The sequence below is a fragment of the Microbacterium sp. genome (assembly GCF_049661145.1).
Taxonomy (GTDB): domain Bacteria; phylum Actinomycetota; class Actinomycetes; order Actinomycetales; family Microbacteriaceae; genus Microbacterium.
In genome coordinates this window covers 14,107-34,885 of the sequence record NZ_JBASZT010000141.1, presented here as the reverse complement: position 1 = coordinate 34,885, position 20,779 = coordinate 14,107, and the positions used below count along the sequence as shown (strand labels likewise).

Annotated in this window: 21 protein-coding genes and 1 pseudogene; 8 read left to right on the top strand and 14 right to left on the bottom strand. The window is 69.1% G+C overall.

The annotated features are described in order from the left end of the window. The 6 genes and pseudogenes from WBP48_RS06295 to WBP48_RS06270 form a co-directional block, all read left to right on the top strand. Positions 1 to 292: pseudogene (locus WBP48_RS06295) on the top strand (4-(cytidine 5'-diphospho)-2-C-methyl-D-erythritol kinase); the annotation flags it as partial. 63 nt (positions 293 to 355) lie between these two features. Beyond that, a complete protein-coding gene (locus WBP48_RS06290; protein ID WP_424437725.1) occupies positions 356 to 1,669 on the top strand; it encodes a GNAT family N-acetyltransferase in 1,314 nt (437 codons plus the stop codon). Further along, positions 1,633 to 2,640: an MFS transporter gene (locus WBP48_RS06285; protein WP_424437722.1), complete on the top strand. Its 1,008-nt coding sequence runs from the start codon at positions 1,633 to 1,635 to the stop codon at positions 2,638 to 2,640. Before WBP48_RS06290 ends, WBP48_RS06285 begins: the two co-directional genes overlap by 37 nt. A gap of 31 nt (positions 2,641 to 2,671) precedes the next feature. Next, positions 2,672 to 3,598 (top strand): metal ABC transporter substrate-binding protein, encoded by a 927-nt coding sequence (locus WBP48_RS06280; RefSeq protein WP_424437719.1) that lies wholly within the window; start codon positions 2,672 to 2,674, stop codon positions 3,596 to 3,598. Continuing rightward, a complete protein-coding gene (locus WBP48_RS06275) occupies positions 3,595 to 4,338 on the top strand; it encodes a metal ABC transporter ATP-binding protein (RefSeq protein ID WP_424437716.1) in 744 nt (247 codons plus the stop codon). Before WBP48_RS06280 ends, WBP48_RS06275 begins: the two co-directional genes overlap by 4 nt. Beyond that, positions 4,335 to 5,189, top strand: a complete 855-nt coding sequence (locus WBP48_RS06270) for a metal ABC transporter permease (protein WP_424437709.1) — start codon at positions 4,335 to 4,337, stop codon at positions 5,187 to 5,189. Before WBP48_RS06275 ends, WBP48_RS06270 begins: the two co-directional genes overlap by 4 nt. Before the next feature lie 12 nt (positions 5,190 to 5,201). On the opposite strand, the gene WBP48_RS06265 is transcribed toward WBP48_RS06270, so the two are convergent. From WBP48_RS06265 to WBP48_RS06220, 10 genes are read right to left on the bottom strand one after another with little or no spacing between them, the layout of a single operon-like run. After that, entirely contained in the window at positions 5,202 to 5,999 is a 798-nt protein-coding gene (locus WBP48_RS06265) for an ABC transporter permease (RefSeq protein ID WP_424437706.1), read from the bottom strand. Continuing rightward, complete coding sequence (locus tag WBP48_RS06260; protein WP_424437703.1) at positions 5,996 to 6,763, bottom strand: ABC transporter permease; 768 nt, start codon at positions 6,761 to 6,763, stop codon at positions 5,996 to 5,998. Before WBP48_RS06260 ends, WBP48_RS06265 begins: the two co-directional genes overlap by 4 nt. Next, positions 6,763 to 7,089: a DUF4162 domain-containing protein gene (locus WBP48_RS06255; RefSeq protein WP_424437700.1), complete on the bottom strand. Its 327-nt coding sequence runs from the start codon at positions 7,087 to 7,089 to the stop codon at positions 6,763 to 6,765. The genes WBP48_RS06260 and WBP48_RS06255 overlap by 1 nt, the downstream gene beginning before the upstream one ends. A 57-nt stretch (positions 7,090 to 7,146) precedes the next feature. Next, positions 7,147 to 7,752, bottom strand: coding sequence for an ABC transporter ATP-binding protein (locus WBP48_RS06250; RefSeq protein ID WP_424437697.1), 606 nt, complete (start codon positions 7,750 to 7,752; stop codon positions 7,147 to 7,149). Next, positions 7,745 to 9,502, bottom strand: a complete 1,758-nt coding sequence (locus tag WBP48_RS06245; RefSeq protein WP_424437694.1) for an ABC transporter ATP-binding protein — start codon at positions 9,500 to 9,502, stop codon at positions 7,745 to 7,747. The genes WBP48_RS06250 and WBP48_RS06245 overlap by 8 nt, the downstream gene beginning before the upstream one ends. Continuing rightward, a complete protein-coding gene (locus WBP48_RS06240) occupies positions 9,499 to 11,277 on the bottom strand; it encodes an ABC transporter ATP-binding protein (RefSeq protein WP_424437691.1) in 1,779 nt (592 codons plus the stop codon). Before WBP48_RS06240 ends, WBP48_RS06245 begins: the two co-directional genes overlap by 4 nt. Before the next feature lie 26 nt (positions 11,278 to 11,303). Then, positions 11,304 to 12,110, bottom strand: coding sequence for an energy-coupling factor transporter transmembrane component T (locus WBP48_RS06235; RefSeq protein WP_424437688.1), 807 nt, complete (start codon positions 12,108 to 12,110; stop codon positions 11,304 to 11,306). Next, complete coding sequence (locus WBP48_RS06230; RefSeq protein ID WP_424437685.1) at positions 12,107 to 13,864, bottom strand: ABC transporter ATP-binding protein; 1,758 nt, start codon at positions 13,862 to 13,864, stop codon at positions 12,107 to 12,109. The genes WBP48_RS06235 and WBP48_RS06230 overlap by 4 nt, the downstream gene beginning before the upstream one ends. After that, positions 13,857 to 14,414: an ECF transporter S component gene (locus WBP48_RS06225; RefSeq protein WP_424437682.1), complete on the bottom strand. Its 558-nt coding sequence runs from the start codon at positions 14,412 to 14,414 to the stop codon at positions 13,857 to 13,859. Before WBP48_RS06225 ends, WBP48_RS06230 begins: the two co-directional genes overlap by 8 nt. Next, entirely contained in the window at positions 14,414 to 15,016 is a 603-nt protein-coding gene (locus WBP48_RS06220; RefSeq protein WP_424437679.1) for an ECF transporter S component, read from the bottom strand. The genes WBP48_RS06225 and WBP48_RS06220 overlap by 1 nt, the downstream gene beginning before the upstream one ends. A gap of 155 nt (positions 15,017 to 15,171) precedes the next feature. On the opposite strand from WBP48_RS06220, the gene WBP48_RS06215 reads away from it, so the two are divergent. Beyond that, positions 15,172 to 15,894: a TetR/AcrR family transcriptional regulator gene (locus WBP48_RS06215; RefSeq protein ID WP_424437676.1), complete on the top strand. Its 723-nt coding sequence runs from the start codon at positions 15,172 to 15,174 to the stop codon at positions 15,892 to 15,894. A 132-nt stretch (positions 15,895 to 16,026) separates the two neighbouring features. On the opposite strand, the gene WBP48_RS06210 is transcribed toward WBP48_RS06215, so the two are convergent. The 3 genes from WBP48_RS06210 to WBP48_RS06200 all read right to left on the bottom strand — a co-directional run bounded on the left by WBP48_RS06210 (position 16,027) and on the right by WBP48_RS06200 (position 17,486). After that, entirely contained in the window at positions 16,027 to 16,434 is a 408-nt protein-coding gene (locus tag WBP48_RS06210; RefSeq protein ID WP_424437673.1) for a type II toxin-antitoxin system VapC family toxin, read from the bottom strand. Continuing rightward, positions 16,412 to 16,642 (bottom strand): FitA-like ribbon-helix-helix domain-containing protein, encoded by a 231-nt coding sequence (locus WBP48_RS06205; RefSeq protein ID WP_424437670.1) that lies wholly within the window; start codon positions 16,640 to 16,642, stop codon positions 16,412 to 16,414. The genes WBP48_RS06210 and WBP48_RS06205 overlap by 23 nt, the downstream gene beginning before the upstream one ends. 289 nt (positions 16,643 to 16,931) lie before the next feature. Beyond that, positions 16,932 to 17,486 carry an XRE family transcriptional regulator gene (locus WBP48_RS06200; RefSeq protein WP_424437667.1) on the bottom strand — a complete coding sequence of 185 codons (555 nt, stop codon included), beginning with the start codon at positions 17,484 to 17,486 and terminating at the stop codon, positions 16,932 to 16,934. 70 nt (positions 17,487 to 17,556) lie between these two features. Between WBP48_RS06200 and WBP48_RS06195 the strand changes: the two genes are divergently transcribed. Further along, positions 17,557 to 19,119: an FAD-dependent oxidoreductase gene (locus WBP48_RS06195; RefSeq protein WP_424437664.1), complete on the top strand. Its 1,563-nt coding sequence runs from the start codon at positions 17,557 to 17,559 to the stop codon at positions 19,117 to 19,119. A gap of 26 nt (positions 19,120 to 19,145) precedes the next feature. On the opposite strand, the gene WBP48_RS06190 is transcribed toward WBP48_RS06195, so the two are convergent. Next, positions 19,146 to 20,429, bottom strand: a complete 1,284-nt coding sequence (locus tag WBP48_RS06190) for a CobW family GTP-binding protein (RefSeq protein ID WP_424437661.1) — start codon at positions 20,427 to 20,429, stop codon at positions 19,146 to 19,148. Positions 20,430 to 20,779 lie beyond the last annotated feature (350 nt).

Sequence of the window (20,779 nt, the reverse complement as noted above, 5' to 3'; positions counted from 1 at the left end):
GAGCGTGCTGCAGGCGTTGCGCGCGGGCGACCCCGCCGCCCTTGCCGCCGCCACTCGCAACGACCTGCAGGAAGCGGCTCTGTCGCTGCGTCCCGACCTCGCCGACGTGCTGCAGGAGGGGGAGGATGCCGGGGCGCTCGCTGGCCTCGTCTCCGGCTCCGGCCCGACGGTGGCGTTCCTCGTGGCCGACGAACGCTCCGGCGACCGGCTGGCCGCGGGGCTCGCGGCATCCGGCCGGCGCGTGCTCCACGTCCACGGCCCTGTGCCGGGTGCTCGCGTCGTCGCGTACTGATCACGGAGCAGCACTGAGCTGCACACGACCCTCGCCGATTCGCCCCATCCTGAACGGAGCACCATGACCGCCCACCATCGTCATCATCACGACGCGTCCCTCGACCGCGCCATGACCGATGCGCTCGCCGCGGGCGGCCTGGTCGTGCGCCGGGTCGACGACACGCAGCGCGGCGAGACCGACCCGTGGCTGCAGGCCGTCGCGCGCGGGTTCCTCGACGGTGAGCGCAACGACGCGCAGCGTGAGGCGTTCTTCGATCGCGGCGCCTACCGTCGCAAGCTCGGCGTGTTCGACGAGTCGGCGCCGCAGCCCGAGGTGCCCGTCGCGACGTTCGCGTCGTGGGCCGCCGAGCTGACCGTCCCGGGCGGGACGGTGCCCTCGTGCGCGATCAGTTCCGTGACGGTCGCCCCGACGCACCGGCGCCGGGGGATCCTGCGCGAGCTCATGGCGGGCGAGCTGCGGACGGCGCTCGATCGGGGGCTGCCGGTCGCGGTGCTGACCGTCAGCGAAGCCACGATCTACGGCCGGTTCGGCTTCGCGCCGGCTGCGGCGGCGGCGCAGTGGAGGATCGACGTGCACCGGGCGCGTTGGATCGGGCCTGACGCGCCGGGGCGCGTCGACTTCGTGACCCGCGAGCAGGGGCGCGGCGTGGTCGAGGATCTTCACGAGAGGGTGCGCCTGACCTCTCCCGGTGAGATCGAGATGCCCGGCGGCCACTGGGATCGCTTCTTCGGCACGCGCCCCGATGCCGTCAAGGCCGATCAGCTGCGCGTCGTGCAGTACCGGTCCCCCGCCGGCGAGGTCGACGGTGTCGCGGTCTACCGGGTCACCGAGAACGAGGACGACTACACGGCATCCGTCGTCGACCTCTCGCTGCTCGTCGCTGCGACCGACGACGCGTACGCGGGGCTGTGGCGCTTCTTCCTGTCGATGGATCTCATCGGGACGCTCAACGCGTCGGAGCTGTCGACGGCGGAGCCGTTGTGGTGGATGATCGCCGACCAGCGCGCCGCGACAATCACCGTGCGCGACCATCAGTACGTACGGGTGCTCGACGTGCCGAGAACTCTCTCCGCGCGCCGCTACGACGTCGCGGACGCCGTGGTCCTCGAGGTCGCCGACCCGCTGGAGATCGCGTCGGGGACGTTCCTCGTGACGACGGATGCCGACGGCACCGCCGCCGTCGACCTCGTCGACGACCCGCCCGTGGGTGTTCCCGTCGTGCGGCTCGGCGTCGCGGAGCTGTCGGCAGTGCTGCTCGGCGGGGTCTCGCCCGTTACGCTCGCGCACGCCGGGCGCCTCACCGCCGACGACCCCGCCCGCATCGCTCGTCTGTTCGCGTGGACGACCGCGCCGCGATTGAGCTTCTGGTACTGAGCGTCGGTCGGGGTCAGGCCGTGCGGTGCCGCTCCGGCGCTGCAACGGCCGGAAAGCAACCGCCATCCGGCCGCCGTGGTGCGCTCATTCCAGGACGCGGCATAGCGACCGCCGAGCGCGAGCAGCTCGTCGTGCCGACCTGTCTCGGCGATGTGACCGCGCTCATCGAGGACGATGATCTGGTCTGCCCGCACAACCGTGGAGAGCTTGTGGGCGATGATCAGCAGAGTCGAGGTGTTCTTGAGGGTTTCCAGCGTCGCCTGAACGTAGCGTTCGTTCTCGGGGTCGAGCGCCGCGGTCGCTTCGTCGAGCATCACGATCGGGGCCCGCTTGAGGATGGCGCGCGCAATCGAGAATCACGGCGCCTCGAACCGCTGATCGAACCGGCCCTGTTCCGGCATCCCGGGTTCGCCGGGGCCGTTCTCGGCGCCGTCGCGATCTTCGTCGGGTTCAGCATGACGCTGTTGCTGACCACCGTGCTCCTCCAAGACACCGAACGCTGGACGCCGCTCGCGGCCGGGGCGGCGACGTTGCCGATGGCGGCGGGCGCCATCACGGTCGCACCCGTGGCCGGCTACCTCGTCGGCGGAGTCGGCCCCCGCATCCCGATGCTGGCCTCTGGTGTGCTGCTGACCCTCGGTGGTGGACTACTCACCGCTCTGACGGCGGGGCTCAGCCTGCCGGTGCTGCTGACCGCCTACCTCCTCATCGGCCTCGGCGTCGGGCTCGGCAACCCGCCCATCACGAACACCGCCGTCAGCAGCCTCCCGATCGACCGTTCCGGTGTCGCCGGCGGCATCACCTCCACCGCCCGACAGGTCGGCACGGCCCTCGGCGTGGCACTGGCAGGCACGCTCGCAGCCTCTGGCGCGATGCTGCTCGGCTGGATCACCGTCGCGGCCTGCGGCACCATCGTCCTCGCCGTCGCTACGCTCGCACCGGGATCGGGCATGCGTCGCGACGGAGCTTGATTTCGGCGAGCCGAAACTCTATGTTTTCGGTATGCCGAAATCTCCTCGCCTCCTCCCGCCCGTCTTCGCCGCCGCTGTCGCCTCGGTCCTGCTGCTCGCAGGTTGCTCGCCGACGGCGAGTACGTCGGCGGGGGAGAAGCCCGTCGTGCTGACGACGTTCACGGTGCTCGAGGACATCGCGCAGAACGTCGCCGGCGACCACCTGACCGTCGAGTCGATCACGAAGCCTGGCGCAGAGATCCACGGCTACGAGCCGACGCCGGGAGACATCCGAAAGGCATCCGACGCGGACCTGATCCTCGACAACGGGCTGAACCTCGAAGTGTGGTTCGCGCAGTTCGTCGACGGCCTCGACGTGCCGCACGTCGTCGTCTCCGAGGGGGTGCAGGTGATGGACATCACCGAGGACGCCTACGCGGGAAAGCCCAACCCGCACGCCTGGATGAGCCCGCTGAACGTACAGCTCTACGTCGACAACATGGTCGACGCGTTCTCGGACCTCGATCCGGCGCACGCGGCCGACTTCGCAGCCAACGGAGAGGCGTACAAGGCGCAGCTGCAGGCGGTGCAGGACGATCTCGTCGGCCAGCTGTCGGAGCTGCCAGCGAACCAGCGGGCGCTGGTGACCTGCGAGGGCGCCTTCTCGTACCTGGCGCGTGACGCGGGCCTCACCGAGAAGTACATCTGGCCGGTCAACGCCGAGCAGCAGGCCACCCCGCAGCAGATCGCCTCGGCGATCGAGTTCGTCAAGGCGAACGACGTGCCGGCGGTGTTCTGCGAATCCACCGTCTCCGATCGGCCCATGCAGCAGGTCGTGGACGCGACCGACGCCGACTTCGGCGGCATCCTCTATGTGGACTCGCTGTCGGAGGCCGACGGGCCGGTGCCCACCTACCTCGACCTGATCCGCTATGACGCGGCGACGATCATCGACGCACTGACCGGCCGCGCCTCGTGACCGCGGCCATCGAGGTCCAGGACGTCACGGTCCGCTATGGGGAGGTGCTCGCCCTCGACGGTGTCTCGCTTCGGGTGGATGCGGGGCGGGTGTGCGGGCTGATCGGGATGAACGGGTCGGGCAAGTCGAGCCTGTTCAGAACGATCATGGGCATGATCCGTCCCGATCGGGGCCGGGTGCGCATCGACGGCGCGGACCCGGCCGCAGCGCGCAAGCGGGGACGGATCGGGTACGTGCCGCAGAGCGAGGAGGTCGACTGGGCCTTCCCGGTCTCGGTGCGGGACGTCGTGATGATGGGCCGCTACGGACATCAGGGCTTCACGCGCCGTATCTGTCCGGCCGATCGGGCTGCTGTCGCAAAGGCGCTGGAGAGGGTGGAGCTGACCGAGTACGCCGACCGGCAGATCGGGCAGCTCTCCGGCGGACAGCGCAAACGCGCCTTCGTCGCCCGCGGAATCGCGCAGGGCGCCGAGGTCCTGCTGCTGGACGAACCGTTCGCCGGAGTCGACAAGCGCTCCGAGGCCACCATCGTGCGCTTGCTCAAGGAGCTCGCCGCCGACGGCAACACCGTGTTGGTGTCGACCCACGACCTGCACGCTCTCCCGGCCCTCGCCGACGAGGCGATCCTGCTCATGCGTCGAGTGCTGCTGCACGCCGGCGTCGACGAGGTGCTGAAGCCGGAGAATCTCGCGATGGCGTTCGGTCTCGACGTGCTCGACCGCGAGGAGGACGTGGCGTGAGCCCGCTCGACCCCCTGCTGGAGCCGCTCGCCTACGACTTCATGGTCCGTGCGCTGGTCACCACCGTCATCGCCGCGATCGTGTGCGCGGTGCTGTCGTGTTGGCTCGTGCTGGTCGGCTGGTCGCTCATGGGCGATGCCGTCTCGCACGCCGTGCTGCCGGGCGTGGTGATCGCCTACGTCCTCGGCGCCCCGTTCGCCCTCGGCGCGGTCGTGTTCGGCTTCCTCGCCGTCGGCCTCATCGGCGCGATCCGCGGCACCAGCCGCGTCAAAGAGGATGCCGCGATCGGCATCGTCTTCACGACCTTGTTCGCCCTCGGCCTCGTACTCATCTCGGTCACCCCCAGCCAGACCGACCTGAACCACATCATCTTCGGCAACATCCTCGGCGTCTCGGTCGCAGACCTCTCCCAGATCGGCATCCTCGGTGCCGTCGCGTTCGTGATCCTGATCGTCAAACGTCGCGACCTCACCCTCTACGCCTTCGACCCCACCCACGCCCACGCGATCGGCCTGAACCCCCGCCTGCTCGGTGCGCTCCTGCTGGGCCTCCTCGCCCTCACCGCCGTGGTCGCGCTCCAGGTCGTCGGCGTCATCCTCGTGGTGGCGATGCTCATCATCCCCGGCGCGACCGCCTACCTGCTCACCGATCGGTTCAGCCGGATGCTGGTGATCGCTCCGGTCATCTCGGTGGCCTGCTCCATCGTCGGGATCTACCTCAGCTACTGGCTGGACACCGCGCCCGGCGGCACCGTCGTCCTCGTGCAAGGCGGAGCGTTCGCGCTCGTCTACCTGTTCAGCCCCGGGCACGGTCTGCTCCGGCGCCGGCTCGGCCGGCTCCGCGCCGCGTGACGCGGAGCCGGGTCACGCCGCCTCGCGCCGCGACCTGCGCACAACCACCACGACACTCAGCAGGGTCAGTCCGCCGAACCAGGCGGCGAACAGGGCGATGTGTCCCGTGTCGACGACGCCTTCGAGCGCGTCGCTCGTGAGGTTCGCGACGGCCGTGATGGGGGAGGCGTCGACGAGGGGCCGCAGGGCGGGGGCATAGAGGTCGCGGGGCATCATGGCGGTGTTGAAGAACATCGCGACCATCACGATGGGGGATGCCGCGACGGCGCCCTGCGGGGTTTCGGCGAGGTAGCCCATCATGACGCCGAAGGCTCCGCTGGCGATGGCGACGAGGGCCAGCACCCCGAGCATGCGCAGCGCCCCGGAGGCGGGTCCGAGGTCTGTGCCGTAGGCGAGGGCGATGAGCAGGGTGATCGGGGCGGCGAGATAGCCGCGGAGGGATTCGGCGAGGATGCGGCCGGCGAAGCTTGCAGAGCTGTGGCCGGGGATGCTGCGCAGGCGGTCTGCGAGGCCCTCCTGGCGTTCTTGCACGGTGCTGCCGGCACCCATGAGCGCGCCGGTGAGCATCGAGGAGACCGAGATCATGACCGCGATTTTCGTGAGGTCTATCGGTGCGCCGGAGAACTGCTCGATCGTGCCGCGGAACATGATCACGACGGTGAGCATCATCATGACGGGCATGAGGATCGTCATGGTCAGTAGAGCCGGCGAACGCATCCAGCGGCGCAGCAGCCGGCCGGTGTGGAGCGACACGGCGACAGGCCAGGATGCGGGGCGCAGTGCACCCGTCTGCGAGGCGATGGCCGTCACCGGATCCTCCTCAGCGAGCGGGTCACCCAGAGCAGCCCGAGGGCGGCGCCTGCGAGCAGCCACGCGCAGGCTTCCCAGCCGGCCTGCCCGGGCGGGGTGCCGCCGAGCACCGCGCGCATGGTGTCGATCACGGGTGAGAACGGTTGGTGGACGACGATCGGTCGCAGCCAGTCGGGCAGCGTCTCGGCGGGGATGAACGCGGTGGAGAGCATGAGGAACGGCATCTCGATGCCCTGGATGATGCCCGCGGTCGCCACGGGATGCCGGGAACGGATGCTGAGCCCGCAGAACAGCATGGCAAGGATCTCGCCGGTGAGCAGCGCGATCAGGAACGCGACCGTCAGCGCGCCAACGCTGTCGGGGCGCGCTCCGCAGAGCAGTGCGATGACGGTCACGACGGCCAGCGAGGAGACGGAGCGGATGAGGTCCGCGCCCAGGCGGCTCGCGACGATGATGGTCGCCGAGATCGGCATGGCGCGCAGCCGGTTCAGGATGCCGCTTTCTTGATCGACCGCGAAGGCCATCGCCGATCCTCCCGCGGTGAACATCGCGGCCTGGAACATCGCGGCGGGCAGGAGGAAGAGCGCGTAGTCGATGCCGGCCTGTGAGGCGGCGTGACCGAACACGACCCAGAACGCGAGCATGATGATGCCTGGGATCACAAATGCCGAGACGAGCGAGGCGCGGTTGCGCCCGAGCCGCAGGGTGTTGCGCCACAGTCCTCCACCGAGGCCGGAGAGTGGGGCGCTGATCGCTGTACTCATCAATGCTCGCCCTTTGTGGGTGCCGCGTCGGCGAAGGCGAGTTCGAGGAACACGTCGTCGAGCGAGGGCGCGGAGAGCGTCGCCGAGGTCACCGGGATGTCTGCCTCGCGCAGGGCGGCGAGGGCTGCAGCGAGGTCGTCGGCGCCACCCGCGGCGGTGAAGGAGACGCTGAGCCCCTCGATGGTGAAGCCGTCTGCCTCAAGGCCCAGGCGCGCGGGGAGCAGCTCGCGGCCCGCGCGGACGGCATCGGCCGCGGAGTCGAGTTCGAGTCGGCAGATCTGTGTGCCGAACTGGGAGCGCACCTGCGCCGGGGATCCTTCGAGCACGCTGCGTCCGTCGCGCAGCAGGACGATGTTGTCGGCGAGTCGCTCGGCCTCATCCAGCTACTGGGTGGTGAGCAGGATCGCGACGCCCGCGGTGCGGAGTTCTTCGACCATCTCCCACAGTTCCCGGCGCGACAGCGGGTCCAGGCCCGTGGTGGGCTCGTCGAGGAACAGCAGCCGGGGTTCGACGATCAGCGAGGCGGCGATGTCGAGGCGGCGCCGCATGCCCCCGGAGTAGCTGCGGGCGAGCTGCTTCCCGGCATCCGAAAGCCGGAATCTCGCCAGCAGTGCGTCGGCGCGTTCCCGGGCGGCGGTGCGTCCGAGCCCGCGCAGCCGGGCGAAGTAGATGAGGTTCTCGCGGCCCGTCAACTCGGCATCCACCGCGGCGAACTGTCCGGTCAGCGAGATCAGCTCGCGCACCGCGCGCGGATCCTTCACCACGTCATGACCGCAGACCGTCGCGGTACCGGCGGTGGGCAGCGTCAGGGTCGAGAGGATGTTGACGAGGGTCGTCTTTCCGGCGCCGTTCGCGCCGAGGAGAGCCAGGATGCTGCCCTCGGGGATCGTGAGGTCGAGCCCTCGCAGCACCTCTTTGCGCTTGTCTCCCGTTCCGAACGACTTGCTGATCCCCTCGACCAGCAGTACCGGATCCTGCATGTCAATCATTCCCCGCCCCGCTCTGGCTGCCGCGGGCGAGGCGCCATCCCATCGCCTCGGTCTTCTCGCCCCAGAACCCGCGGTAGCGTTCGCTCGTGACGAGGAGTTCGTCGTGGGTGCCGACGGCTTCGACGTCGCCGTGCGGGCTGAGCACGACGATCTGGTCGGCGCCGATGATGGTGTGCAGGCGGTGCGCGATCACGATGGTCGTGCGCTGCTCCGACAGCTCTTCGAGCCCTCTCAGAATGAGGTGCTCGTTGTCGATGTCGAGCGAGCTGGTCGCCTCGTCGAGCAGCACGATGGGGGCATTTTTGAGCAGCGCGCGGGCGATGGATACGCGTTGGCGCTGCCCGCCGGAGAGGTTCTGCCCGCCCTCGCTGATGACGGTGTCGAAACCGTTCGGCAGCTGCTCGGCGATCTGAGTGACCCCGGCGAGCTCCGCCGCACGCAGCACCTCTTCTCGGGCGGCATCCTGCCGACCGAGCCGGATGTTCTCGTACAGCGTGTCCTCGAACAGATAGACGTCTTGGAACACCATCGCGAGGGAATCGAGCACGCGGCGACTGCCGAGGTCGCGCACGTCCTGACCGCCGATGCGCACCGCACCGCCATCGACGTCGTAGAACCGCGCCGCGAGCTTGACGAGAGTGCTCTTGCCCGAGCCGCTCGGCCCGACCAGCGCCGTCGTGGTCCCCGGCGGGACCCGGAAGCTGACACCCTGCACCACCGGGGTGTCGGGCAGATACCCGAAGGTCACGTCGTCGAACTCGATGCCGTAGTCGGTGGGCTCAGCGGCGGTGACGGGCTCGGGCAGTGTCTCCGCTTGGAGCACCTTCTGCACCTCGTCGAGGGTGTTGTGCGCCATCTGCAGCCCGTCACCGAACGGCAGGGTCTTGGCGGCGAGTCCGGCCAGCGTGAAGACGAGCACGACGATGCCGATGAACATGCCCGGCTGCAGCTGTCCGGCAAGCAGCAGCCCGGTCGCTGCCGCGTAAACCAGGATCGTGCCGACGGTGATGATCGTGTTCAACCGGGCCAGCACCCCCTGGCTCGAACTCTGGGTGCGGCGAAGGATGAGCAGCTGCTCGCGCATCGCCTGCCGCACGGTGCGCTCACCGAGCGAGTCGGGGCCGGCGGCGCGCAGCACCGGCTGCACCTGGGCGAACTCGAGCACCTGCGCGGCGGTCTGCTCCTCCTGCTCGCCCTTCTTGCGCTCCTCGATTTTGACGGCAGCGAACAGGCGCCGGTAGGCGATGACGGTGACGAGCGAGACGAGGATGGTGAGCAGCCCGATACGCCAATCGATGAAGACGAGGAACACGCTTGCGATGCCCGCCGACACCGCACCCTGCAGAATGGGGCGCAGCATCATGCCCGGAGCGTTTGCGGCGAAGACGGCGCCGCTGGTCGCGGTCACGCCGAGCTGTCCGGAGCGGTCGACGTCGAAGAACCCCAGCGGCAGTTCGACGGCGCGGTTCGCGAGCAACTCGTGGATGCGCAGGATGTACTCGCTGCCGACCTTCTGCGCGATCACCTCGGCCGGCCAATCGGTGACGGCGTAGACGAGGAACGAGGCGACCGCCCAGATCACGAACGAACCCGCGCGCGCGGTGTCGCCCGAGAAGAGCGCGTCGAGGAACAGGGCGATGAACACCAGCCCGACCGCCAGGGCGAGCGAGGCGATGATCAGCAGGGCGAGCAGCGTCGCCAGTGCCTTGCGGTTGGCGGGGTTGCCGAGCTGCCAGAGGATGCGGATCATCGTGTGTTCTCCTTTCCGGCACCGGTTCCTGCTCGGTGTCGAGACGTCTCGTATCGCTGCCACATGCCGGCGTAGCTGCCGCCCGCGGCGACCAGCTCGTCGTGGCTGCCGTGCTCGGTGATCCGTCCCTGTTCCAGAACGAGGATGGTGTCGGCATCCGTGATCGTGTGCAGGCGGTGGGCGATGACGACGAGGGTGCGCCCGGTGACGAGGGCGGTGATGGCCTGCTGGATCGCGGCCTCGGAGTCGGGGTCGGCGAACGCGGTCGCTTCGTCGAGCACGAGCACCGGGGCATCGCGGAGGATCGCCCGGGCGATGGCGATGCGCTGCTGCTCGCCGCCGGAGAACTGCGCGTCCTGACCGATGACCGAGTCGTAGCCGCGCGGCAGGGTGAGGATGCGCTCGTGGATCTGCGCAGCACGCGCGGCACGGATCACCTCGTCGTCTGTGGCATCGGGGCTGGCGAGGCGGATGTTGTCGCGCACGCTGAGCTGCATCAGATACGGGTCCTGGAACACGAACCCGACCTGGTCGTAGAGTTGCGCGGCGGTGAGGTCGGTGGTTGCGATGCCGCCGATGCGCACCGCCCCACTCGTCGGATCCAGCAGGCGCGGGATGAGCTGCGCGAGGGTCGATTTGCCGGCACCGGACGGGCCGACCAGCGCGGTGACCGAGCCGGGTGCGAGGCGGGTAGTGATGCCGTCGAGCACGGCCACGTCATCGACGTACGCGAAGCTCAACTGATCGAAGGCCAGACCGTTGTCCGCCGGCTGGGCGGTGCCTGCCGCTTCGGGCAGCACGGGGATGTTGAAGAAGTCGGTGATCTCGGCCGCGGCCTCGTTCGCCTCGTTGAACATAACTCCCATGCGGGCGAGCATGAGCAGGGGGCCGGCGATGTTGTTGATGAGTAGCAGCGCCGCCATCACGCCGATCGGGGCGATGCCCTGCGAGGTGACGAGCCACGGGCCGAGCAACGCGACGATGAGCAGCCCGAACACGGGGCTCGTGAAGATCTGCACGAGCGCGGAGGGGTGCACGGTGGATCGCACCCAGGCGAGGTAGAACGTCCCGAACTCGCGGGAGCGCGCGATGAACGTCCCCTGGTTCTTCCCCTCGGGCTGGAACACCTTGATCACGCCGATGCCACGCACCAGCTCGACGATCGACGAGTTCAGCTCTTTCAGGCTCTCGGTGTACCGCTCGGCCTGTGCACTGTAGTCGCGCATCATGAGCGGCATCGTCGCGAGAGCGAGCACCAGGGGGATGAGCGCGACGAGCCCGAGCCGCCAGTCGTGCACGAAGAGGTAACCGAGGCTGAGCAGCGGCACCAGCACGGCCGAGGTGATGTCGGGTGCGCCGTGCGCGATGAGCATGTGGATCTTCGACACGTCGTCCTGCACGAACTTCTTCACCTTGCCCGATGAGGTGGTCGTGAACCACGACAGCGGAAGCTGAGTGAGCTTGGTGAGCTGCCGCTGCCGGATGTCTTCGGCGAGGGTTCCGTCGGCGCGGTGGCTCACCAGGTAGCTCCGCTGTGTGCAGAGGGCGTGCAGCAGTACCGCGACCACGAGGCCCGCGATGAGCCCCCACAGCAGGGGAACGTCGAGGGCGCCGCCGGTGAAGGCAGGCTCGACGGCCCGCGCGAGTTCGAGCAGCACGATCACCGGCGCGAGGGAGAGCACCGCGGCGAGCGCCGCCAGCAGTCCAGAGACGAGCATCTCGCGGTGCGCGGGTTTCGCGATCTGCCAGAAGATGGTGCGCTCAGCGTCACTCATCGGGTGTCCTTTCCCAGAAACCGGGCTCAGAAGCCATGGAAATCTCCGCTCCACTGCGCGACGCCCAGCATCCCGGTCGTGACGAAGACCGCCGCGAAGGCTGCCCAGCTGCCGGCGACGAAGACGAGGTCGCGGGTGCGGATGACGGCGGGATGACGGTCGCTGCGCGTCGGGTGAGCACCGAAACCACGGGCATCCATTGCCAGCGACAGCCGCTCCGCGTAGCGGGCACCCCCTGCCAGCAGCGGGATCGTGGAACGGGCGGTGCGACGGGCGAAGCCGACGGGCCCGCGCGGGTCGATGATGCCGCGGGCGCGATGCGCGGCTCGCAGGGTGACGAGGTCTTCCCGGTAGCGCGGAGCGAAGCGTGCCGCGGCCAGTGCGCCGTGCGCGAAGCGGTACGGAATGTGCAGCTGCCGCACCAGGGCCCTGTTCAGCCTCGCGATGGTCGTGCCGGCCGAGCCCAGCAGCGCCAGCGCAGAGACCGCGATCAGGCGCAGCGCCGTCGCCGCACCGATCTTGATCGCCCCGGCCCGAAGGGTGATCCACCCGTCGATCACGACCGGCGTGTCAGCGACGACGTCCGCGCGCACCAGGAGCGCGAACGGGAAGGCCGTCCACGCTCCGACGAGAAGGATGATCGCCTTGCCGACGAGAACGACCCGGAGGCGTACGCGCAGCCCGGTCAAGAGCACGACGAACGCGAGCGTGGCGATCACGGCCGGGGTGAACATGTCACGGGTGAAGAGCACGGCGAGCAGCGGCGGCAGGGTCGCGGTGAGTTTCACGAGCGGGTTGATCGTGGTCAGCCAACCGCGCAGCGGGGTGTTCATGCCACGGCCTCCGGCAGCTGATCGATCCGGTAGACGGCATCCCACCCGGCCAGCGGTTCATCCGCCCGCTCTTGCAGCAGGCGAGCCAGGCGCGAGATCGGCGGCTGCCGCAACCCCGCGCGCTCAAGCAGCACCTCATCGCGCAGCAACTCGGCAGTGCCGCCGACGGCGAGCAGGTGGCCGTCAGCGAGCACGGCGAGGCGGTGGGCATGATCGGCGATGAGTTGAAGGTCGTGGGTAACCATCACGATCGTGATGCCCGCGGCGTTCAGCTCGTCGACGAGCGCGATGATCTCGCGCGCCCGGGCACGGTCCTGTCCGAAGGTCGGCTCGTCGAGGATCAGGATGCGTGGCTCGGTGATGAGCGCGGTCGCCACCGACAGGCGCCGTTTCTCGCCGTGCGAGAGCAGGAAGGGGTTCACCTCGGCATAGTGGGCGAGGTCGAAACGGGCGAGCATCGCGTCGACCGCGAGCTCGATGGCGGTGTCGTCCTCGCCGCGGACGCGCAGGCCGTAGCCGAGCTCGTCGCGGACGGTGCGGGTGACGAACTGGTGCTCGGGGTTCTGGAACACGTACCCGATACGGTCGCCGATCTGCCGGGCATCCCACGAGGTCAGCGGGGTGCCTTCCAGCTCGATGCGCCCTGCACTGAGCGGCACGAGTCCGGCGAGAGCGCGCGTGAGAGTGCTCTTGCCGGCCCCGTTCACGCCGGCGATGGCGAGAAACTCTCCCGCCCGCACCTCCAACTCGACGCCGTCGAGCACTCCGCGCCTGCCCAGGGTCACGGTGGCGTGCTGCGCTCGGGCGACCGTCTCGCCCGGGCCCTGCGTCGGTCGGCGCTTCGGATCCGTGTCGACCACGGTGTCGACCGCGGCGGCGAAGCCGGGCTCGCCGAGCAGGCGGTCGGCGAGCTCGGGGAGGGCGAGGGGGAGTGGGATGGCGTCGGCATCCAACCCCGCACGCATCGCGATCTCGGTCGCCGTCGGCAGCCACACGCCGTGGGCGCGCAGTTCGGCCGCACGCTCCGCGAACATCTCCCCGGGCGTCCCGTCCGCGAGCAGCGCGCCGTCGCGGTCGAGCACGATCACCCGGTCGGCGAGGGGGAGTGCTTCGTCGAGTTCGTGCTCGACGAGGATCAACGTCCGTGACGGGTCCTTCAGAGTGGCGAGGGTGGCGTAGAACTCCGCCGACGCCGCCGGGTCGAGATTCGCCGTCGGTTCGTCAAGGATGAGCAGCTGTGGCTCGAGGGCGAGCGCGCAGGCGATGGCGAGCCGCTGGCGACCCCCACCGGACAGCGTCGCGGGGCTGCGCAGCACCTCCTCCCGCGTGGTGGCGAGCCCGACGCGGCGAAGGGCGGCGATGGCGCGGTCCTCGATCTCCGAAACCGGGACCAGCAGGTTCTCCAAGCCGAAACAGACCTCATCCAGCAGCGTCCCGGTCACGACCTGCGCGTCCGGATCCTGGAACACCATCCCGACGTGGGCGGCGAGCTGCCCGGGGTGAGCGTTCGCCGTGTCGATGCCGGCGCACCTCACCTGTCCGCGCAGTTCCGCGTCGGCGCTGGCCGGGATGAGACCCGACATCGCCAGCAGCAACGTCGACTTTCCGCACCCCGACGGGCCGAGCAGCAGCGCCGTCTGGCCCGCCCGGATATCCAGGTCGAGTCCCGTGCCGATCCAGTCCTCCCCGGTGTCGTACCGGATGCTGACCCCGCGCAGCGAGAGCACGGGGTCCTGTGGCCGGGGCTCAGGCATTCGCCGGTCTCCGGGTGCGGCCGCCGGTGATGCCGGTACGGGCGAGTGCTCGCGCGATGGCGAGGGAGAGCAGGCTGCAGCCGACGAAAGAGCCCAGGGCCGCGGCGTACACGCCGATCAACACGCAGAACTCGCCGCCCTGCAGATTCAGGGCGAAAGTCATGCTCGCACAGGACAGGACGCCGGCAACGATCCCGGCGGTGACGAACATCGGCCAGCCCCAGCGGCGATACCGGGTCAGCAGGAAGGGCAACTCGATCACGGCGCCCCACATCAGCATCCCGAGCACCATGAGAGCGCCGAAGGGAGAGACGACGTTCACGATGCCCGCCGCCGCCGCGCCGATGACGCCGACGCCGCCGCGGCGGAGCAGAGCGAGCGGGACCATCGCCGCCATTCCCCAGATTCCGTAGACCGCCGAGGCGGCGATCGGCATCGTGGCCACGATCGCGTTCTGCGCGAAGTTCAGGGGGATCATCAGCACTCCCACCGCAGCTCCCAGAGCGGCCGCAGTGAGGATCGTGCGGGTGGTGTACCGACGAGAAGACATCAGCGCGCCACACGCTCCCGACGCCCACCCGCAATGCCCGTGCGCGACAGCCCGCGCGCAATCGCGAGCGACAGCAGGCTGCAGATCACGAAAGAGACGACCTGGATGACGCAGATGCCGACGACAAGACCGGTCTCCATGCTCAGCAGGTTCAGCGATCCGATGCTCATGGCACAGGCGATCGCGCCGGTCACGATGCCGGCGACGGTGAACGTCTTCCAGCCCCAGAGGCGGTAGCGGGTGACGAGGAACGGCAGTTCCATCAGCACACCCCAGAACCGCATCATGATCACCATGAACACCCCGTACGGGGAGATGATCGTGACGATGCCCGCCGCGGTACCGCCGATCACGCCGGTGCCGGCTCGACGCAGCAGCGCGAGCGGGATGAGCGCCGACATGCCCCACACGCCATAGATCGCGACCGCCACCATCGGGGCGGCCGCCGTCAGCGCCCCTTGCGCGAAGTTGATCGGGATGAGGATCACTCCGACCGCGGCGCCGAGGGCGACGGCGGTGAGGATCGTGCGCGTCGTGTACCGGCGTCGCGGGTGGGGGCGCGGTGCGGTCGCCGCTTCGGCGGGGGTGGAGATCTCGGACATCTGAGCGCCTTCCCGATACAAATTGAGAATAGTTCTCAATGGTACACTGTTGCAATCAGTGTTCCAATAGGTCGCGTTCAGTTTATGCAGGTTAGGCATGCCTAACAAGAGCCCTCTGTATCGTGGATGTCGGCCGAGCCGAAGGGGTGCGTGACATGGGTGTCAGCGCGGACGAGTCTTTCCACGTCGGGCTCACCCCCGATGTCGTCATCGACGCGGCTGTGGCATTGACGAGGGAATCGCACCTGCTCACCTGGTCGATCCGCGACCTCGCGCGCCGTCTCGGGGTCAATCCGTCGACGATCTACCACCACGTCGGCGGCAAGGACCTGCTCTGTCGCCGCGTCGTCGAACGTGTCGCCGAGCGGTTGGTGACGCCCGACCCCGCGCTGGAGTGGCAGGACTGGTTCCGCACGCTCCTGTTCGAGATGGGGCCCATCGTCATGGAGTACCCGGGCACCGCGAAGTGGATCCTGATGCACGGGCCGACCGTACCTGCCATCCTCCCCGCCATGGGGTCGGGGTTCATCCCCCTTTCCCGCGCCGGTTTCGGAGAGCACCTGCCCCGCGTCATCGCGCTGCTCGTCAACACCGCGACGACGACCATCGCGATGGGCGACGACCGCCTCCAGCACGAGGAGGATGGGCCGCGCGACCACGCCGCGATGATGCGCGACTTCGAGCGGATGACCATCGGGATACCGCAGGCGGAGGGCTTCGCCCGCGCGATGATCCGCCCCTTCGCCGCTGGCGGCCAGGCATCCCACGACGCCCGCGTCGCGTATTACCGGTTCGCGATCAACATCACCATCACCGGCCTCGAGACCTGGCTCACGAACGGGATGCCCGACCTCGAAGAGAGCACGACTGCGCCCTGATCTTGTGCAGGCGTGGGCGCACAACTGCGGAGATCTGCAGTCCTGCGGAGGGTTTCCGCGGTTTCGGTCCTCAGAAGTGCAGATCTCCGCAGAAGTGAGAGTGTCTCGTGCGCCCGGGTGTCGAAGTTTGACCTAAGCCCCGGTCAGCACGTCACATTCGCAACGGATGCCGGGCGCCCGAGCCAGGCGGCCGTCAGCGGTGACCAGCACCGATGCGGTCGCCTCGGCCAGTGCGACATACGAGGCATCGTGGGGCGTCAGATTCTCGCGGAGGTCCCATACGCGCGGGAGCAGCGGCCGGTGCGCGGCGAGAGCGATCGGGAGGTCATCGAGGTCTCTGAGCGCCAGGCCGGCCCGACGGGGTTCGAGGGCGCGCGACTGCACTTGGCGCCTGAGCACCGACGCCACCTCGAGCACGATCAGCTCCGGCGCGCACAGCTCTTCACCGCGCAGCCGCTCCCGGGCCCTGTCCCCGTCGCCCCCATCGTCGGCGAGCGCCGTGGCCAGCACACTCGCGTCAACGACGATCACGGTCGTCATGCAGTGCTGCCACCGCGTCCGCGAGCGGCAGCGATCCGCCAGCCCGGCCCCCCGCCCGGGCGAGCACGTCGTCCACCGTGGGGCGCGCGGCCTCGGCCTCCAGGCGCGTCCGGAGGTACTCCTGCAGCGATTGGCGGGCGCGTGCTGCGCGCTCCCGCAGAACCGCATGTGCTTCTACGGAGACGTCCTTGATCTGAATCGTCGGCATACCACCATTTTGGCGCTAGAACGCCAAAGCACAATCACGTCACTCACTGCCCAGTGGCGCGATGACGCGGTCGGCGACGGACATGCTGTCTGCTTCATGCGTGGCGACGAGGACGCCAGCGCCCTCCCGAGCCCGCCGCTGGAGCGCCGCGAGCACGTGGCCTCGTGAGGACGGATCGAGGGCAGACGTGGGTTCGTCCAGCAGGAGCACACGCGGCCGGCACACCAGCGCTCGGGCGAGCGATCGCGGCAATTGCAGTGACCGTCCCCGGCGACTGTTCCACACGCGGTCAGTCGCTCGTATGGGTGTGCATTCGGGCGCCGGCTTCGTTGAAGATGCTGATCACCTGCGCGGGGCGACCGCCGGTCGCGGACATCGCGTGCGGGGTGCGGGTGTCGAACTCGGCGGCCTCTCCTCGGCTGAGCGTGAGGTCCTGCTCGCCCAACCGCACACGCAGTTTGCCGTGGAGCACATACAGCCACTCGTAGCCGTCGTGTACCCGGAGTTCGGGCAATGCACCGCCCGCGGGGTAGGTGATCTTGTACGTGCTGATCGGCGAGTGCTCCGGCGCGAGCGGTGCGATGATCAGCCCGTCGCGGCGGATGATCGGACGGCGCACGCGGGGGTCGGTCGGCGCCTGCGGCAAGAGGTCGTCGAATCGGATGCGGAGTCGCCTTGTCAGCGGCAGCAGCAGCTCGAGACTCGCCTGACGCTTCCCCGATTCCAGGCGCGACAGGGTGCTCGCGGACATCCCCGCGCCAGAGGCGAGTTCCTCCAGCGTCAGTCCTCGCGCCTGACGCGCAGCCCGCAGCCGGGCACCTACCTGTGTCAACTCGTCGACCATGCCGTCCCCTTCCTTGCTGATACTGCAAGCCAGATTGCGATATCTCCATTGTGACGCAGAGGATGGGCGCATGGAACGAGACGTATGGGACGTGATCATCGCCGGCGGCGGACCGGCCGGGCTGTCGGCCGCGCTGATGCTCGGCCGTGCTCGCAGGCGCGTGCTGGTGATCGATGCGGGCAGCCCCCGCAACCGCTTCGCCGCGCACATGCACGGCGTGCTCGGTCAGGAGGGGGTTGCACCGGGCGCGTTCCTCGAGCGCGGACGTGCCGAGGCCGCGGCGTACGGCGTCGAGTTCGCGGCTGGGACAGTCGAGCTTGTCGAACGGATGCCGCATGGTGTGCGCGTGATCGACTCCGACGGCACGCTGCGGTTCGCGCGCGCGTTGATCGCCGCCACAGGGCTGCGTGACGAACTGCCCGACATTCCTGGACTGGCGGAGCGGTGGGGCGTCACGGTGCTGCACTGCCCGTACTGCCACGGCTGGGAGGTGCGCGATCAGCACCTGGGCGTGCTGACCACCTCGCCGATGGGGCTGCATCAAGCCGAGCTCGTGCGCCAGTGGAGCGACCGCGTCACGGTCTTCACCGCGGGGCTCGGCGACGTGGCATCCGAAACGGAGCAGCGGCTGCGCGCCCGCGGCATCCGCCTGGAACCCGCTCCGGTGACCGAGGTCCTCGGGGAGGGGACGGCCATCGCCGCCGTGCGTCTCGGCGACGGGCGCGACGTGCCGGTCGATGCGATCTTCACCGCGGGCGCGCCGCGCCCGCACGAGGACTTCTTGGCCCCGCTGGACCTCGCACGCGAAGAGTCGCCGTTCGGATCGTTCCTCGCCGTCGATGCGATGGGCCGGACCAGCGACGAGCGCATCTGGGCCGTCGGCAACATCGCGAACCCCGCCGCGAACGTGCCTCTGTCGATCGGCGCGGGATCTCTCGCCGGCGCCGGCGTCAACGCCGCCCTCGTCACGTGGGATTTCGACGCCGCCGTGCACGATCCCACAGCGTGGCCGCAGGTCGCGCCGGCCGACTTCTGGGAGGAGCGGTATGCCGCATCCGACCGGGTCTGGTCGGGCAGAGTCAACCGGGTGCTCGCCGACATCGCCGCCGGCCTCGCGCCAGGACGCGCCCTCGACCTGGGCTGTGGCGAGGGCGCCGATGTCGTCTGGCTCGCCCGGCACGGTTGGAATGCCACCGGCATCGATATCTCGCCGACAGCCATCGCGCGCGCCACCGCGGCCGCCGAAACGACCGGCACTGCGCCGGGTCGCGCGCGCTTCCTCGCCGCGGACCTCGCGGCGTTGCCGGACGGCGAGTACGACCTCGTCAGCGCGAGCTTTCTGCATTCACCGGTCGCGCTCGCCCGCGACGGCATCCTGCGGCGGGCCAGCGCGCTCGTCGCACCCGGCGGACATCTGCTGATCACCTCGCACGCCGCGCTTCCCCCGTGGGCAGACGCGTCCGCCCATCACCAGCACCGGTTCCTGAGCCCCGCGGAAGAACTCGCGCAGCTCGAGCTGGACCCGCAGCGCTGGGACGTCCTCCATGCCGAGACACGGACGCGCGAGACCTCCGGCCCCGATGGCGTCCCCGCCACCTTGGATGACGTCGTGGTCCTCGTGCGGCGACGGTGATCCCGCGCGCGATCCGCGGCCGCCGCCTATCGAGTACCGTACCCGTCGACGGTGAGGGTGCTCTGCGGCCAGGGATCGTCGAAGTCTTCACCGGCTCGCCACGCCTGCACCTCGGCATCCGTGCACAGGCACGACTTCAGAATCGCGAGGAACGCGCGACTGTCGGCCTCTTCGCCGAGCAGGGTGATGCTCGTCCTGCGGTCCCCGAAGATCGGGTCGATGGCGTCGACCTCGGCCCGCAGCCCCTCGACCTCGCGCGGCAGCAGCCGTCCATCGTCGTGCTGCAGCACTCCAGCCTTCCAATAGCCGAAGAACCCGAGATCGACTCCGCCCGCAGCCTGGTTCCAGAGCAGGACCTTGTCGTCGCGGGACGGGATCCAGGCCATGCCCTTGCTCCGGTAGAGCGACTGGGGGAGCGCCTGAGTGTAGGCATCCCACAGCCGCCGTGGATGGAAAGGCAACGGGGTATCGAGCACGAGCGAAACGAGGTTCCCCGTCTCGGGATAGCGCGCATCCCGCTCGTCGACTTCACGTCCGAGCTGGGCGACCCGGTCAAGGCGATAGCGCGGGTGAGCGAGTACTTCGTCGAGGCGGAGATTTCCGTAGTGCACCCCCACGATGCCGGCGCCGGGATTCAACTGGTGGACGGCGCGTGCGACGCGGTCGAGCTGCGGCTGGGTGAGCTTGTCGAGCTTGGTCAGGTAGACGCTCGACGCGAACATCACCTGCTCGGCGATCAGCAGTTCGACGCCGAGGTCGCCGCTGTCAAACTGCTCCCCGAGCTTGGGAGCGATCGCCTCGCCGCAGTCGAAGTCGTCGCGCAGCATCGCGGCATCGACGAGAGACAGAAAGCCGTGCAGTTCCAGGCGGGGATGTGCCGCCAGCGCCTTGATGAGCGGCCAGGGCCGGGTGCTGCCCGAGGTTTCGATGAAGAGGTGCTCCGGATCGCTTCGCTCGATCACCTCTTCGGCTCGGGCGATGAGGGTGGGCAGCAGCTCGGCGCTGTGGATGCTGCCGCCGCTGATGCTCGCGAAGTTGCCCTGGGACTGCCCGACGACCTCCGTCTCTTCCACGACGAGCCCATCGACGTCGAGCGTGCTCATGTCGTTGACGATCACGGCGGGGCGCAGTCGCGGCTGTCGCTTCCAGGCCTGGGTGAGCAAGCGTTCCATCAGTGTCGTCTTGCCGCAGCCGAGAAAGCCGTTCAGCACCGTTACTGGCACGCGCCGCTCGGCGGCGCGCTGCTGGGCGCGCTTGCGCGGATCGCCGCTGCGAGAGCGATGCCGAGTGCTCGGTCCGGGGCCTGTCATCAGCGTCTCCCTTCGACGGTCGTCAGCCGACCGCATCCTGCTAGTTGATAATAGTTCTCACTGAAGACTCGAAAGACACAAGAGAAAGCGGGTCGCAAAGATGATGAGGTTGCGTCGCATCGCTGAGGAACCCGACGCCGTGCTCGAGCTGGTTGCCGCGGGAATTGCCGCGCAGCTCCCGTCGCCGTGGTGCGCGACCACCCCGCCGGATGCGGACGCAGCGGCGCGGCTGGCGATGCAGCGCTACCTGGATGCTGATCCCGGGGTGTCGGGCTGGGTGGCGATGGAGGGTCGACGTGCCGTTGCCATACTCGGGGCCACACTGGAAGTGGTCGATGAGAACCACTTCG

What these genes read in the sequence shown, in the direction of transcription:
- WBP48_RS06290 (WP_424437725.1), top strand. Translation starts at nt 356, where the DNA reads ATGACCGCCCACCATCGTCATCATCACGACGCGTCCCTCGACCGCGCC.
- WBP48_RS06280 (WP_424437719.1), top strand. Translation starts at nt 2,672, where the DNA reads ATGCCGAAATCTCCTCGCCTCCTCCCGCCCGTCTTCGCCGCCGCTGTC.
- WBP48_RS06260 (WP_424437703.1), bottom strand. Translation starts at nt 6,763, where the DNA reads ATGAGTACAGCGATCAGCGCCCCACTCTCCGGCCTCGGTGGAGGACTG.
- WBP48_RS06250 (WP_424437697.1), bottom strand. Translation starts at nt 7,752, where the DNA reads ATGATTGACATGCAGGATCCGGTACTGCTGGTCGAGGGGATCAGCAAG.
- WBP48_RS06245 (WP_424437694.1), bottom strand. Translation starts at nt 9,502, where the DNA reads ATGATCCGCATCCTCTGGCAGCTCGGCAACCCCGCCAACCGCAAGGCA.
- WBP48_RS06240 (WP_424437691.1), bottom strand. Translation starts at nt 11,277, where the DNA reads ATGAGTGACGCTGAGCGCACCATCTTCTGGCAGATCGCGAAACCCGCG.
- WBP48_RS06235 (WP_424437688.1), bottom strand. Translation starts at nt 12,110, where the DNA reads ATGAACACCCCGCTGCGCGGTTGGCTGACCACGATCAACCCGCTCGTG.
- WBP48_RS06230 (WP_424437685.1), bottom strand. Translation starts at nt 13,864, where the DNA reads ATGCCTGAGCCCCGGCCACAGGACCCCGTGCTCTCGCTGCGCGGGGTC.
- WBP48_RS06225 (WP_424437682.1), bottom strand. Translation starts at nt 14,414, where the DNA reads ATGTCTTCTCGTCGGTACACCACCCGCACGATCCTCACTGCGGCCGCT.
- WBP48_RS06220 (WP_424437679.1), bottom strand. Translation starts at nt 15,016, where the DNA reads ATGTCCGAGATCTCCACCCCCGCCGAAGCGGCGACCGCACCGCGCCCC.
- WBP48_RS06215 (WP_424437676.1), top strand. Translation starts at nt 15,172, where the DNA reads ATGGGTGTCAGCGCGGACGAGTCTTTCCACGTCGGGCTCACCCCCGAT.
- WBP48_RS06210 (WP_424437673.1), bottom strand. Translation starts at nt 16,434, where the DNA reads ATGACGACCGTGATCGTCGTTGACGCGAGTGTGCTGGCCACGGCGCTC.
- WBP48_RS06205 (WP_424437670.1), bottom strand. Translation starts at nt 16,642, where the DNA reads ATGCCGACGATTCAGATCAAGGACGTCTCCGTAGAAGCACATGCGGTT.
- WBP48_RS06200 (WP_424437667.1), bottom strand. Translation starts at nt 17,486, where the DNA reads ATGGTCGACGAGTTGACACAGGTAGGTGCCCGGCTGCGGGCTGCGCGT.
- WBP48_RS06195 (WP_424437664.1), top strand. Translation starts at nt 17,557, where the DNA reads ATGGAACGAGACGTATGGGACGTGATCATCGCCGGCGGCGGACCGGCC.
- WBP48_RS06190 (WP_424437661.1), bottom strand. Translation starts at nt 20,429, where the DNA reads ATGACAGGCCCCGGACCGAGCACTCGGCATCGCTCTCGCAGCGGCGAT.